This window comes from Actinomycetospora sp. ABD4_176 (assembly GCF_056311855.1).
In genome coordinates this window covers 159826-173627 of sequence record NZ_CM149974.1, presented here as the reverse complement: position 1 = coordinate 173627, position 13802 = coordinate 159826, and the positions used below count along the sequence as shown (strand labels likewise).

Genomic DNA, 13802 nt, shown 5'->3' with positions numbered 1-13802 from the left:
TGAGAGGGTTGCACTCGGGTGCAGGTGGCGGTGCCGAAACAGTTGCACCCGAGTGCAGGACGTGTCAAGCGTCACGACGACGGGAGCGACGGTGAGCGCGGCCGGACAGGGCGCCGGGGGCGGACGCGCGTCCGCGACGAGGGACGCCCTCTACGAGGCGGCGGCCGCGCTGTTCGTGGAGCGCGGCTACGAGGACACGACGATGGCCGACATCGCCGAGCGGGCCGGGACGTCGCGCCGGACGGCGTTCAACCACTTCCCCAGCAAGGGCGACATCCCGATGCTGTGGACCCGCCGGATGGCCGACGACGCCGTCGAGGTGATCACGGGGTCGACCGAGGAGCCGGCGCCGGAGCGCATCCGCGCCTACTTCCGGCTGATCAGCCGGCTCGTCGAGGCGGAGCCGGAGCTGACCCGGCAGATGATGCTGGGCTGGACCGAGGCCACCGGCCCGATCCGCTACGAGTCCCAGCTCCTGGCCGACCTGCGGCCCCTGCTGCGCGAGGGCCAGGAGCGCGGGGAGGTCCGTGCGGACGTCGACGTCGCCGAGGCCGCGCGCACCCTGTCCGACGTGTACATGGGCGTGGTCTTCCGGTGGGTCCGCGACCCGGACGCGCTCGGGTCGTTCCCGGACGTCGCCGACGGCGGGATCGAGCTCGTGCTCTCGGCCGTCCGCGCGCACGGCTGAGCGCCGCTCCCCGCCGCCTCACCGACGGAGGTGCTCGAGCAGGGCCTCGGTCGGGGCCTGGACCGGGAGGAACGCGGCCTCGCGCAGGCGACGCGAGGTGGGGCTGTCGGCGACGTAGCCCGCGCCGCCGACGACGGCCGCCTCGAGCCGCGTCGCCTCGCCCGCGAGCCGCGCGGCCTCGTGGCGCAGGGCCGCCTGGTCGCGGGGCCCGGCGGCCGCGGGGCTCGCGGCGAGGCGCTGGAGCCGGCCCTCGGCCGCCGCCAGCGCCCCGGCGACCTCCTCCGCGCGCGGCGCCAGCGACGCGGCGACGCCGGTCAGGTGCGGGCCCGCTTCGGCCACCGACCGCCGCGCCAGCCCCAGGCAGAACGCCGACTGCACGAGCACGAGCCGCGGCCGGCAGGCGCCGACGAACCCCACCAGGTCCTCGGTGAGCACCCGCTCCGGGGCGACCGCGACGTCGGTCAGCGTCAGCGAGGACGAGGCGGTGGCGTTCATCGCGAGCAGGTGCGGCCGCGGGTGCACGGTGACCCCGGGAGCGTCGACGTCGATCGCCACGACCGCGCGCCCGTCGCCAGCCCGGACCGGGACCACCAGCAGGGTCCCCGGGAACAGGTTCGACGCCCAGCTCACCGGCCCGTCGACCCGCAGGCCCGCCCCGTCCCGGCGCGCCACCAGCGGCACCGGCCCGAACCCCGCGAGCTCGCGCAGCGCCGGCGCCAGACCCGTCGAGCCGAAGCGCTCGGCGCGGGCCAGCGCCCCGAGGTCGTCGGCGCGGGCGTGCGCCAGGTAGTCGACCACCATCCGGTGCGCCCACGTCGAGAACGCGGTGGCCAGGCAGCTCGCCCCGAGCTCCGCGACCAGCGTCACGAGGTCGGGGAGCTCACCCGCGCGCTCCGGGCCGCTCCCGAGCGCGAGCAGGTCCTGCGCGGCGAGCTCGCGCAGCGTCGGGCGTACGTCGGACCCACCGCGGTCGAGTGCCGGTGCGCGCTGCTCGACACGGGCGAGCAGGGCGGCGACGTCCTCGGTGTCGACCACGGTGCTCGCCTTCCCCGCCCGGTCCCCGACCGAACGCCCGCCGGCCTCGCTCAGCCGCGGGACCGGTTCTCGCCCCACCGCTCCCAGTGCACGACCTGCTCGACGGGCTGGCGCCGCGGCGTCGACCAGCGCCCACGCACCGGGTAGCCGAGGGGCACGAGGCCCATCGCCGCAGCGTCCTCGGGCAGCTCGAGCAGCTCGTCGACCTCCCGCTCGCCGGTGATGAGGTGCAGCGACGTCAGCACGCCGCCGATGCCGTGCGCCCGCGCGGCGAGCAGCAGCTGCTGCACCGCGCCGTAGATGGACCCGCCGAGTCGCTTGTCGGTCGAGCCCGAGGCGTTGCGCAGCACCGGCACCACGAACACGGGGGCCTCGGCCAGGTGGTGGGCGAGGTGGTCGGCGGCGCGGAACGACGCGGGGCTCAGGCCGTCCGCGGCGCCGTCGCGGGCCGGGTCGAGCAGCTCCTCGCGGCGCACCCCGTAGATCTTCTCCCAGCCCTGCCGGTAGTGCTCGGCGATACGGGTCTTCACCGTCGGGTCGGTGACGACGACCCAGCCCCAGGCCTGGCGGTTGCCGCCGGACGGGCCACGGACGGCGGTGTCGAGCAGCTCCCACAGCACGTCGTCGGGGATCGGGGTGTCGGCGAGATAGCGCCGCGCCGGGGTCGTGCGCAGGCCCTCGAGCAGGTCGACGTGCTCGGTCACGGGTCTTCCTCCTCTGATCGACAGGGCGGGCCCACCGTAGGCACGTCCCGCGCGGCGACGGGAGGTCCGCGGGCGAGCGAGGCCCGGTGCGGAATGGTGTCGCGACGCGGGCGGTTGTCGTCGGAGTGGCACCCGGACACCCCGGGCCGCTCGACGAGCCGGTCCGCAGCTCCCTGCTCGGCGCCCACGCGCACCTCGCGCAGGGCCTCGGAAACGCGCTGCGCTACGACCCCGAGGTCACGCCGTTCCTCGCCGAGCCCCGCAGCGCCGCCGAGTGGGGCGACGTCGCCGCGCTCGTCGGACCCGGTGGCACGACGGTGGTCCCGGCCTTCGGGCCCCTCGACCCGGTCGGTCTGGAGGTCGGGCGCACGCTGCCCGGGGTGCAGCTCGTCGGCGACGACGTCGCCGGCCACGACGATCCGGGCCTGGTCCGCCTCGGGCCCGACGACGTCCCGGCGATGCGCGAGCTCGTGGCGCGCACGAGACCGGGGCCGTTCGGGCCGCGGACCATCACCATGGGCACCTACCTGGGCGTCGTCTCCGGCGGCGAGCTCGTCGCCATGGCCGGTGAGCGCCTGCACCCGCCCGGGTACACCGAGATCAGCGCGGTCTGCACCGACGCGGCCCACCGTGGCCGAGGGCTCGCGACCCGGCTCGTCCTGGCCGTCGTCGCCAGCATCCGGGCGCGGGGCGAGGTCCCGTTCCTGCACGCCGCGGCGTCCAACACCGGGGCGATCCGGCTGTACGAGGCCCTCGGCTTCCGGCTGCGCGCCCGTCCGGACTTCACCGCGCTGACCGTCCCGAGCACCGTTCCGAGCACCGTCCCCGCGCGGACGTAGCGGACAGGAGGACCATGACCCTGCACCTGGCGGTCGCCCTCGACGGCACCGGCTGGCACCCGGCGTCGTGGCGCGAGCCCGGCGCCCGCGCCGACGAGCTGTTCACCGCGGGCTTCTGGGTCGACCAGGTCCGCGAGGCCGAGGCCGGCCTGCTCGACCTCGTCACCATCGAGGACTCCTTCGCCCTCGACAGCGACCGCGCCGACCGCGCCCAGGGACGCCTCGACGCCCAGCTCATCGCCCTGCGCGTCGGACCCGTGACCAGCCACATCGGGCTGGTGCCGACGGTGATCACCACGCACACCGAGCCGTTCCACGTCTCCACCGAGATCGCGACGCTCGACTACGTCACGACCGGGCGGGCCGGGGTGCGGGTGAAGGTGTCGTCGCGGGCGGACGAGTACGCGCTGTTCGGGCGCCGCGAGTACGGCGCGGAGAGCCACGAGAGCCTGTTCGACGAGGCCGCCGACCACATCGAGGTCCAGCGCCGGCTGTGGGACTCGTGGGAGGACGACGCCGAGATCCGCGACGCCGCGACCGGCCGGTTCGTCGACCGCGACAAGCTGCACTACATCGACTTCGCCGGCGACCACTTCTCGGTGCGCGGCCCCTCGATCACCCCGCGCCCCCCGCAGGGCCAGCCGCTGGTCAGCGCGCTCGCGCACGTCGACGTCGCCTACCGGCTCGCCGCTCGCGGCGCCGACCTGGTGTTCGTGACGCCGGGCGGGGTCGGGCGCTCCGGGCCGACCGGGGACGCGGAGGCCATCCTGCGCCAGGTCCGTGCGGAGGAGGCGTCGGTCGGGCGCACGGGCGAGGAGCTGCGCGTGCTCGGTGACCTGCTCGTCGTGCTCGACGACAGCGCCGACGCCGCGCGGGAGCGCCTCGCCCGCCTCGACGCGGCCGACGGTGCGGAGCTGCGCAGCGACGCGCGCATCCTCACCGGCACGGTCGCCGACGTCGCCGACGTCCTCGAGTCCTGGCACGCCACCGGCCTCGCCGGCGCCCGCCTGCGCCCGGCCGTCACCGCCCACGACCTGCCGCGCATCACCCGCGAGCTCGTCCCGGAGCTGCAGCGCCGGGGCCTCCACCGCACCGCCTACGACGCCGACACCCTGCGCGGCCACTTCGGCCTCGCGCGTCCGGCCGACCGCTACGCGCAGACCTGAGGAGGAGCACCGTGCCCACGAAGCAGATCCACCTCGCCGCCCACTTCCCCGGCGTCAACAACACGACGGTCTGGAGCGACCCGGCGTCGGGCAGCCACATCGAATTCGCGTCGTTCCGCCGCTTCGCGCAGGCCGCGGAGCGGGGGAAGTTCGACTTCCTGTTCCTCGCCGAGGGTCTGCGGCTGCGCGAGCAGGGCGGGCGCATCTACGACCTCGACGTCATGGGCCGCCCCGACAACGTGGCGATCCTGCAGGCGCTCGCCGCCGTCACCGAGCACATCGGGCTGGCCGGCACCGTGAACTCGACGTTCAACGAGCCGCTCGACGTCGCCCGCAAGCTCGCGACGCTCGACCACCTCTCCGGCGGGCGGGCGGCGTGGAACGTCGTGACCAGCTGGGACGAGTTCACCGGCGAGAACTTCCGCCGCGGCGGCTACCTGCCCAAGGACAAGCGCTACCTGCGCGCCCAGGAGATGCTCGCGACCGCGCAGGCGCTGTGGGACTCGTGGGACGCCGACGAGGTGCTCGCCGACGCCGCGAGCGGGCAGTTCCTGCGCCACGGGGACGCGGGGCGGTTCGCGATCCGCTCCGACCAGTTCGACATCTCCGGGCGCTTCCCGGTGCCCCGCAGCCCGCAGGGCCGCCCGGTGATCATTCAGGCCGGTGACTCCGAGGAGGGTCGCGAGTTCGCCGCCTCGAGCGCGGACGCAATCTTCACCCGGCACGCCGAGCTGGAGGCCGGCCAGGAGTTCTACGCCGACGTCAAGGCGCGGCTCGCGAAGTTCGGCCGGCGCCCGGAGGACCTGAAGATCCTGCCGGCGGCGACGTTCGTGCTCGGGGACACCGAGGAAGAGGCCGCGGAGAACGCGCGGCAGGTGCAGTACCAGCAGGTCGGGCCGGCGACGGCGATCGCGTTCGCCGAGCAGGTCTGGAACCGCGACCTCTCCGATGTCGACCCCGACGGCCCCGTCCCCTCGTTCGACCCGAGGACCGACGACGACGTCGACTCCGGCGAGCACATCTCGAAGGGCCGGGCGAGCGTGCGGATGTACCGGGACCCGGTGGCGACGGCGCACGAGTGGCGCGAGCTCGGCGAGCGGGAGGGCCTGTCGCTGCGCGAGGTCGTCATCCGCAAGAACGGGCGGCACACGTTCGTCGGGACCCCGCAGCGGGTCGCGGACACGATCGACGAGTTCGTGCAGTCCGACGCCTCGGACGGCTTCGTGCTGGTCCCGCACATCACGCCGGGCGGAATGGACCCGTTCGTCGACCAGGTCGTGCCGCTGCTGCAGGAGAAGGGCTCGTTCCGCACCGAGTACGAGGGCACGACACTGCGCGAGCACCTCGGCCTGCGGCCCTCCCCCACCACCGTCGCGGCGGTCGGCGTGGAGGCCTGATGCCGGGCCGGGTGACACGATCACCGGTGTGAGGCCCGCCGCGCTCGACACGGTCACGGGGTCGTGATCGATCGCCCGACACGGCGCTGACGATCGTCCGGCCGTCCCCGTGCTCGGCAGCAGGCGGACGAATGTGACGATTCGCGTCACCGCGGGACGATCCGGACGCTTACGGTCTGCGCCCATGAGCGCGTCGCCGTCCCCGGCTCCCTCTCGCACACCGATCATCAAGGTGGTCGCTGCGAGCATGCTCGGCACCACCGTCGAGTGGTACGACTTCTTCCTCTACGGGGTCGCGGCGGCGATCGTCTTCCCCGCGGTCTTCTTCCCCGACGCCGACCCGGTCGCGGGCACCCTGCTGTCCTTCGGCACCTTCGCCATCGGCTTCATCGCCCGACCCCTGGGTGGCCTGGTCTTCGGGCACTACGGCGACAAGATCGGCCGCAAGAAGCTGCTGGTCGTCAGCCTGATGATGATGGGCCTCTCGACGTTCCTCATCGGCCTGCTCCCGGGGTACGCCTCCATCGGGGTCGCGGCACCGATCCTCCTCATCCTGCTGCGCCTGATCCAGGGCTTCGCCCTCGGCGGGGAGTGGGGCGGAGCGGTGCTCATCGTCTCCGAGCACGGCGACCCGAAGCGTCGCGGGTTCTGGGCGAGCTGGCCCCAGGCCGGGGCGCCCGCCGGGCAGTTGCTCGCCAACGGCCTGCTCGCGCTGCTGGCCGTCGTGCAGTCCGAGGCCGCGTTCCAGAGCTGGGGCTGGCGCATCCCCTTCCTGCTCTCCGCGATCCTCATCGGCATCGGGCTCTACGTGCGGCTCTCCGTCGAGGAGTCCCCGGTGTTCCGGCAGGCCCAGGAGCGTGCCGCCGCGGCGGCCGCCGAGCGGGCGGGCGGGGCCTCCGCGGCCAAGGAGCCCATGCCGATCCTCGAGGTGTTCCGCCGCTACCCCCGCGAGGTCGTCACGGCCATGGGGGCGCGCTTCGCCGAGAACGTCTCCTACTACATCTTCACCATCGTCATCTCGACCTACATGACCCAGCGGTTCGGCCTCCCGTCGTCGTTCGTGCTGGGCGCGGTCCTCATCGGGGCCGCGGTGCACGTCGTGACGATCCCGCTCTGGGGCGCCGTCTCCGATCGGGTGGGGCGCCGCCCGGTCTACGTGTTCGGCGCCGCCGGGGTCGGCCTCTGGGCGTTCGCGTTCTTCGCCCTGCTCGACACCGAGAGCTTCGCCCTCACCGCCCTCGCGGTCGTCGTCGGCCTCGTCCTGCACGGCGCCATGTACGGGCCGCAGGCGGCCTTCCTGTCCGAGCTGTTCGGCACCAAGGTCCGCTACTCGGGGGTGTCCATCGGCTACCAGCTGGCGTCGGTGGCCGCGGGCGGGCTCGCTCCGGTCATCTCGGTGGCCCTGCTCTCGGCGTTCGGCACCGGCTACGCGATCGCGGCCTACGTCGCCGCGAGCTCGGTGCTGACGCTGGTCGCGGTCCTGTCCTACCGGGAGACCCGCGACCGGGACCTGAGCGCCGACGCGGGGTTCGGCCGCCCGGAGCGCACGACGCGGACGGCCGCCTCCTGAGTCGCCCGTCCGTCCGTGATCGCCGCGGTCGGCACCGGCGCTCCTCGGTGGACCTCGGCGACCTCGCCGCCGCGCCGAGCACGGCGCGTGGGTGATCGTGCGCGCTCCGGCCTGGTCCGGTTGCGCGCGATCGGGTAGGAACGTGGTCGTGAGCGTGCTGGTGCGACGTCTGCACGTCGACCTCTGCCGGCTCGCGACGACCACGTGTCGTCGCGGCTGATCCGCTCACGTCCTCCGCTCTCCCGCACGCCCGCGCGCCCGGTGTGCTCCCCCACGCCTGCAGAAAGGCCCGCCCATGGCCATCGCGCCCAAGGAGACCGTCGTCCCGTTCGCCGTCCACGGCGAGGGCACCGGTGTCGCGCAGGAGCTCACCGCCGGCGGTCACGTCTTCAGCACCGACGCCTACCCCTCGTTCGGCGGTGCCGACGCCGCCCCGAGCCCGCTGTTCTACGCCCTCGGCTCGCTGACGTCGTGCAACCAGGTCACCGCCAGCCTCGTCGCCAAGGACCTCGGCGTCCGGCTCGGCAGGTGGACCTTCGACATCCAGGGCGACCTGGACACCGCCGTCCTCGTCGGCGGCGCCGAGGGCAACGCGAACTTCGACAAGGTCGAGGTCCGCGCCACCGTCGAGACCGACGCCAGCGAGGAGCAGTTCGCGACACTGATCTCGGAGACCGAGCGGCGCTGCCCCGTGACGCAGCTCTTCCGCCGCTCGGGGCTGGAGTTCGTCAACGACTGGACCCGCGCGGAGCTCCCTGCCGCCGTCTGACGACGTGCCCCGCCGAGGTGCCGGCGGGCCCCGGGTCCGTTAGCTGTTCGGCCGGGCCGCGGGGTCTCCCGGCACCGCCATCTGCGGGTAGAAGACCGGCAGGATCGCCTTGAGCAGCGCCACCGCGGAGCCCTCCCCCTCGGGCACGGTGGCGAGGTTCGTCGCGATGGTGATCGTCAGTCCCGTCGCGGGGTCCTGGCCGGTGAAGGTCATGAACCCCGGGATCTGGCCGTCGTGCCCGATCAGCGGCCCGAACCGTGCGATGCCGAGGCCGTAGCCGCCCGTCCCCGGATGCGCGGGATCGGTGGGGCGGATGCTGGCGAGGCGCACCTGCTGCATCCGCGGGTCGAGCAGGCGGCCGTCCACGAGGGCCTGGGCGTAGGTGACGAGGTCGGGCACCGTGGAGATGGCGCCGCCGGCGGTCCACGCCCAGGACGGGTTCGCGTCGGTCTCGTCGTTCGGGAGCAGCCGGCCCGACCGCGCCTCGACCTGCTGGTCCGGGGGCAGGGCGTAGGTGTCGATCGTCGAGAGGTTCGTCCCGAACGAGTAGCCGCGGGGGTGCGGCGCCGGGATCGTCGCGTCCGTCCGGGCCGGCAGCGACGTCTGCGGCAGCCCCAGCGGAGTGAAGATCCGCTCCTGGAAGGCCTGCTGGACCGGCTGACCGGTGATCCGCTCGATCACCTCTCCGAGCAGCACGATGTTGGTGTTGCTGTACTCGAACTCCGTGCCCGGCGAGGCGTCGACGGGGTGCGAGAACGCGATGGCCAGCAGCTCGTCCGGCGTCCACACCCGGGCCGGGTCGGCGTCGAGGGCGGCGTCGAAGCCCCGGTCGAAGGTGTAGCTGAACAGGCCGCTGCGCATCGACGCGAGCTGCGCGATCGTGATGCGGTCGCCGTTCGGGACGCCCGGGCGGAACCGTGCGATCGGGTCGTCGAGCGAGAGCCGGCCCTCCCCCACGAGCTGGAGGATGACCGTGGAGGTCATCGTCTTGGTGACGCTGCCGATGCGGACGTGGTCGTCGATCGTCGGCGGGTCGTCGCGGCCGATCGCGCGGGTGCCGAAGGTGCCGGTCCACTCGCCCCGCGTGGGCGAGACGATCCGCACCACCGCGCCGGGGATGACGTCCGCGGCCATCGCCGCGGTGATCCTGCGGGTGACGTCGGCGGCGTAGTCCGGGGGCGCGGGCGCCGGCGCGCCGCACCCGGCCAGCGCGAGCACGGCGGCGAGCAGCGCGGCCGCCGTGGCGGCGAGGTGCCTGGCGCTCATCGCCGGAGGGTGGCGTCGAGCCAGTCGAAGACCCGCTGGCTCCACAACGCGCCCGCGCCGGCCTCGTCGTGCTCGCCCGCGCCCTCGGCGTTCGTGAACCGGATGTACTCCTTGGGCACGGTCAGCGCCTCGAACAGCGGCTGGGCATCGTTGCCGCGCACGTCGTCCTCGCCCGTGCACAGCAGCGTCGGGCAGGTGATCCGCGGGGCGAGGCCCTCGAGCGTGTAGTCCCGCGACTGCCGCAGGTAGTCCAGGGGCGTCGCGAACCCGTGGGTGAGCATCCCGCGCTCCAGCGTGAACGCGAGCTCCGGGCTCTCGGCCATCTCGGCGCGCAGCACCGCGTTGAGCTCGTCGGGGTTCCCGGTGTCGAGCTGTTCGCGGTACTGCGGGGGCAGCAGGTACTTCGCGCTGGGTCCCGGGGTGTACTGCGGGGCATCGGCGACGAGCGCGGCGACCCGGTGCTCGGCGGTCGCGGCGCGGGGCGCGAGATAGCCGCCCCAGCTGCGGCCCATCAGCACGATGCGACCGTGATCGACCTCCGGCCGGGCGAGCAGCCAGTCGACCTGCGGGGTGACGACGGCCTCCCAGTCGGGGCGGAAGACCAGGCCCTGCTCGACGAGCGCGCCGCCCTGGCCCGGGCCGTCGACGAGGAGGACGGCGTAGCCACGACGCAGCGCGGCGACCCCGCCGGCGAGGAACGACTCCTCCTTGGTGCCGTCGTAACCCCCGACCATCGCGACCGTCGGGTGCGGCCCGTTGCCCGCGGGCCGGATCCACCAGGCGGCGAGCCGCGTGGACCCGTACGGGATCTCGACCGCCTCCGTGCGCCACTCCGACAACCGCGCCGCCTGCGCGAAGGCGTCGCGCTGGCGCCGGTAGGCGTCGACGAACCGCGGGTCGAGCGGCGGTCGGTACAGGAAGATGCCGGAGGTGCGGTAGTAGGTGACCGCCCGCAGGTAGCCCTCGTACGCGCTGACCCTGCGACCCGCGGCGGCGCTCGCCTCGGCGTCGGCCCGGACGCGGTCGCCGAGGGCCTGCCACTCCCGCAGCCAGGCGTCGCGGTCGCCGGGCGGGATCCGCCGGGCCGTCATGAACGCCTCACCGACGTCGGCGCCGCCGTAGGGGATGGTGTCGAGCGCGCGCAGGAACTGGCCGTCGAACTCGCCGTCGGCGAACGCGAGGCCGGTCAGCGTGGTGGGGGTCGGCGTCGGCGCGGGACCGGGGGTCGGGCCGGCGGTGGGCGCCGGGGCCGCGGACGTGGTGCTGCCCGTGCAGGCCGCGAGCGTGGCCACCGCAGCCAGCCCCGTGAGCCCGACGGCCGTGCCGCGCAGCAGCCCGCGACGGCTGGGCGGGGTGGGGGTGGTGCGCTCCATGGGGGCTCCTCGGACCGGCGTCGGGTGACGGCCGGAGGATCGAGGGACCCGCTCTCACCGGGCTCGCACACCGCTCACAGCGCGCGGGCGGCCCGAGGCGACGGTGTCTCGTCCAGGACGAGGGCGGAGACGAGCGCGGCGGGGTCGAGCCTGCCGGTGCGCTGCCCGCTCTCCCAGTGGCGCGCGAACTCCCGGGGCCCCAGCTCCGCGCGCAACGCCGCCAGCCGCGCCTCGGTGCCGGGGTGCCAGGGCCAGTCGCGACCCTGACGCGTGCTGAGCTCCGAGGACGCCGCGTAGGCGCGGGCCGCCTCGCCGAGCTGGCCGGCGTTCATCAGGTGCGTACCCCGCGACTCGACCGAGTCGGCGAAGTTGCGGGTGCCGAGGCGCAGCTGCGTGCGCAGGACCGCGTCGGCGTACCGCAGGCCCGCGACGCCGTCGCCGGCGAACTGCGCGGCGATCGAGTGGGTGACCTCGGCGAACAGCGCACCGAGCTGGTTGCCGATCGCCGCGTTGTCCGCGAGCACCGCATCGGCGAGCGCCATGGCGCGCTCGACCTCGCCCTCGAGCAGGGCGGAGGCGGCGAGGACCGCACGCCCCGCGAGGGCGGTGTGGGCGTCGCCCGCCTCGTCGGCGACCGTCACCGCGGCCGCGGCGGCGGTGGTCGCCCACGCCGAGGCGTCGCCGCTCCAGGCGCAGACCGCGGCGACGAGCAGCACCCGCGCCGCCTCCGCAGCCCGGTCCGGCGGCGCCGCGCGGAGCACCGGCACGGCCGCGGCGAGGTCCCGGTCAGCCGCGTCGACGTCGCGACCCAGGGCCGCGGCGCACCCGCGCACGGCGGTGAGCACCGCCGCGTCGAGGCCGGTCAGCGTCGCGGCAGCCGCCCCCGCGGCCTCCGCCCAACGAGCGAGCTCCACGAGCCGCTCGCGGTCGTGCCAGTAGACGACGAGGCGGGCCGCGAGCGTGGCCCCGGCCGGAGCGGGACGGTCTACGAGCAGGGCGCGCAGGCAGGCGCGGACCGAGGCGAGGTCGTCGTCGAGCCGGTCGTAGTACGCGGGCTGGCCGGCCGCACCCGGCAGCGGCCCGGCGAGCACGCGGTCGAGGACCCACCGGTCCCGCGCCGCGGCGACCGCCGCCCGCTCGGTCGCGTCGAGGAGCCGGTCGGCGTGGGCGCGGATCGGTTCGAGCTGCCGGAACGTCGTCGCCCGGCCCGCCACCTCCGGCCGGACCGCGGTGACGAGGGACCGGTGCGCCAGGCCGCCGAGCAGGTCGAGCGCCTGGTCGGGGTGCAGCGGCTCGATCGAGCACAGCGCGGCGGCCGCCTCGACGGTGACGGGTCCGGCGACGACCGCGAGCCGGCGGTGCAGGACCTGCTCGTCCGGCCCCGCGAGCCGGTAGCTCCACTCCACGGTCGCGAGCAGGGTGGCGTGGCGGTCCGGACCGGGTCCGCTGCGGGAGAGGTGTGCGGGCGAGCGCTCGAGACTGTCGGCGATCTCGGTCAGCTCGAAGGTCCGCGAGCGAGCCGCCGCCAGCTCGATGCCCAGCGGCAGGCCGCCGACCGCGGCGCAGATGCGGCGCAGCGCCGGCCCGTCCGGCCCGGTCGGGTCGAGGTCGGGGCGGGTGTCGGCCGCCCGCTCGAGGAACAGGCGGACGGCGGCGGCGCGAGCGAGCTCGGCCGGCGGGGCGTCGGGGTCGGGCACGGCCAGGGGCTCCAGCTGGTGTCGGTGCTCGCCGGGCACCTCGAGGGGCTCGCGACTCGTGGCCAGGACGGCCGTCCCGGGACAGGCGTCGAGCAGCCCGTCGACGAACGCGCCCGCGCCCGGCAGCACGTGCTCGCAGTTGTCCAGGACGAGGAGGGCCCGCCGCGCGGCGAGGTGGGTGCGGACCAGCTGCTCTGCCGGCGTGTCGGCGACGGGCGTGAGGGCCAGCGCCTCGGCGACGGCGACGGCGACGGCGACGGCGACGGCGTCGGACACCGGGGCGAGGTCGACGAACCAGACGCCGTCGGGGAACCGGTCGCGCGTCGCCGCGACGATCTCGGTGGCCAGCCGCGTCTTGCCGACGCCCCCGGGCCCGACGAGCGTCACGAGGGCCTGCGGGGCGAGACGCGGCTCGAGGCGCGCCCGGTCCTCCTCCCGGCCGACCATGCTCCGCCGCCGACCCGGCAGTCGCAGGTCGACGGCGCGTGCGGCGCCGGCGGGCGTCGGGGCGGCCTCGGGGCGCAGCTCGTCGTCGTGGGTGAGAATCCGGTGGTGCAGGCGGGCCAGGTCCGGGCCCGGATCGACCCCGAGCTCGTCGGCGAGCATCCGTCGGACGTGGTCGAAGGCCGCCAGCGCGGCCGCCTGCCGTCCGGACCGGTACAGCCCGAGGATGCGCAGCTCCCACAGCCGCTCCCGCAGGGGGTGCTCGGCCACGAGGGCGGCGAGCTCGTGGGCGGCGCGCTCGGGCTGGCCGACCGCCATCAGCGCGACGGCGCGGTGCTCGGCGAGGTCGAGGCGGAGGTCGCTGAACCGCTCGCGCACGGGCGCGAGCCAGCCGGTGTCGGCGACGTCGGCGCAGAACGGTCCGCGCCACCGGCCCAGGGCAGGCTCGCTCGTGGCGATGACCTCGTCGTGGCGCCCCTCCCCCAGCCAGGCGCGGCAGGAGGTGCTCGCGGCGGCCAGTCGTCGCGAGTCGAGGTGCCCGGCGGGGACCTCGAGTCGGTAGCCGGCCGGGTCGGTGGTCAGCACGCTCGGCGCGACGCGGGCTGCCCGGTCGGGTTCGAGGACCTTGCGGAGCCTCCAGATGTGCGACTCCAGGACCTTCCCGCCGCGCGCGGGCGGCTCGGCGCCCCAGATCGCCTCGACGAGCGGGGCCGTGCCGACCGGTTCACCGACACGGGAGAGCAGGACCGCGAGGACCGTGGAGAGCCGGGCTCCCCCGGGCGGGCGCACGACGTCGTCGTCGTCGAGCAGGAGCGGCCCGAGGTCCCGAAACTCCACGGCTCGCCACCGTAGTG

11 protein-coding genes are annotated in these 13802 nt (G+C 75.2%); 6 read left to right on the top strand and 5 right to left on the bottom strand.

What is annotated here, in order from left to right; genetic code table 11:
* Positions 1–91 precede the first annotated feature (91 nt).
* Positions 92–688: a TetR/AcrR family transcriptional regulator gene (locus ACYX4T_RS00755; RefSeq protein WP_476012676.1), complete on the top strand. Its 597-nt coding sequence runs from the start codon at positions 92–94 to the stop codon at positions 686–688.
* 18 nt (positions 689–706) lie between these two features.
* On the opposite strand, the gene ACYX4T_RS00750 is transcribed toward ACYX4T_RS00755, so the two are convergent.
* Together ACYX4T_RS00750 and ACYX4T_RS00745 are read right to left on the bottom strand one after the other, a co-directional pair.
* Complete coding sequence (locus tag ACYX4T_RS00750; protein ID WP_476012675.1) at positions 707–1723, bottom strand: hypothetical protein; 1017 nt, start codon at positions 1721–1723, stop codon at positions 707–709.
* Between the two features lie 50 nt (positions 1724–1773).
* Positions 1774–2427 carry a nitroreductase family protein gene (locus ACYX4T_RS00745; protein WP_476012674.1) on the bottom strand — a complete coding sequence of 218 codons (654 nt, stop codon included), beginning with the start codon at positions 2425–2427 and terminating at the stop codon, positions 1774–1776.
* Positions 2428–2552: 125 nt separating this feature from the next.
* Here ACYX4T_RS00745 and ACYX4T_RS00740 point away from each other — a divergent pair, with 125 nt between their 5' ends.
* From ACYX4T_RS00740 to ACYX4T_RS00720, 5 genes are all read left to right on the top strand, one after another.
* Positions 2553–3266: a GNAT family N-acetyltransferase gene (locus ACYX4T_RS00740; protein WP_476012673.1), complete on the top strand. Its 714-nt coding sequence runs from the start codon at positions 2553–2555 to the stop codon at positions 3264–3266.
* A gap of 14 nt (positions 3267–3280) precedes the next feature.
* Positions 3281–4432 carry an LLM class flavin-dependent oxidoreductase gene (locus ACYX4T_RS00735; protein ID WP_476012672.1) on the top strand — a complete coding sequence of 384 codons (1152 nt, stop codon included), beginning with the start codon at positions 3281–3283 and terminating at the stop codon, positions 4430–4432.
* A gap of 11 nt (positions 4433–4443) precedes the next feature.
* On the top strand, positions 4444–5829 hold the full coding sequence (locus tag ACYX4T_RS00730; RefSeq protein ID WP_476012671.1) for an NtaA/DmoA family FMN-dependent monooxygenase: 1386 nt from the start codon (positions 4444–4446) through the stop codon (positions 5827–5829).
* Positions 5830–6013: 184 nt separating this feature from the next.
* Entirely contained in the window at positions 6014–7399 is a 1386-nt protein-coding gene (locus ACYX4T_RS00725; protein WP_476012670.1) for an MFS transporter, read from the top strand.
* Between the two features lie 295 nt (positions 7400–7694).
* Positions 7695–8168 carry an OsmC family protein gene (locus tag ACYX4T_RS00720; RefSeq protein ID WP_476012669.1) on the top strand — a complete coding sequence of 158 codons (474 nt, stop codon included), beginning with the start codon at positions 7695–7697 and terminating at the stop codon, positions 8166–8168.
* 39 nt (positions 8169–8207) lie between these two features.
* Here ACYX4T_RS00720 and ACYX4T_RS00715 read toward each other — a convergent pair whose 3' ends face one another.
* From ACYX4T_RS00715 to ACYX4T_RS00705, 3 genes are all read right to left on the bottom strand, one after another.
* Positions 8208–9434: a serine hydrolase domain-containing protein gene (locus ACYX4T_RS00715; RefSeq protein ID WP_476012668.1), complete on the bottom strand. Its 1227-nt coding sequence runs from the start codon at positions 9432–9434 to the stop codon at positions 8208–8210.
* Positions 9431–10807 (bottom strand): alpha/beta hydrolase family protein, encoded by a 1377-nt coding sequence (locus ACYX4T_RS00710; protein ID WP_476012667.1) that lies wholly within the window; start codon positions 10805–10807, stop codon positions 9431–9433. The genes ACYX4T_RS00715 and ACYX4T_RS00710 overlap by 4 nt, the downstream gene beginning before the upstream one ends.
* A 74-nt stretch (positions 10808–10881) precedes the next feature.
* Positions 10882–13785 (bottom strand): AfsR/SARP family transcriptional regulator, encoded by a 2904-nt coding sequence (locus ACYX4T_RS00705; protein WP_476012666.1) that lies wholly within the window; start codon positions 13783–13785, stop codon positions 10882–10884.
* Between the last annotated feature and the right edge of the window lie 17 nt (positions 13786–13802).

What these genes read in the sequence shown, in the direction of transcription:
- ACYX4T_RS00735 (WP_476012672.1), top strand. Translation starts at nt 3,281, where the DNA reads ATGACCCTGCACCTGGCGGTCGCCCTCGACGGCACCGGCTGGCACCCG.
- ACYX4T_RS00725 (WP_476012670.1), top strand. Translation starts at nt 6,014, where the DNA reads ATGAGCGCGTCGCCGTCCCCGGCTCCCTCTCGCACACCGATCATCAAG.
- ACYX4T_RS00720 (WP_476012669.1), top strand. Translation starts at nt 7,695, where the DNA reads ATGGCCATCGCGCCCAAGGAGACCGTCGTCCCGTTCGCCGTCCACGGC.
- ACYX4T_RS00715 (WP_476012668.1), bottom strand. Translation starts at nt 9,434, where the DNA reads ATGAGCGCCAGGCACCTCGCCGCCACGGCGGCCGCGCTGCTCGCCGCC.
- ACYX4T_RS00710 (WP_476012667.1), bottom strand. Translation starts at nt 10,807, where the DNA reads ATGGAGCGCACCACCCCCACCCCGCCCAGCCGTCGCGGGCTGCTGCGC.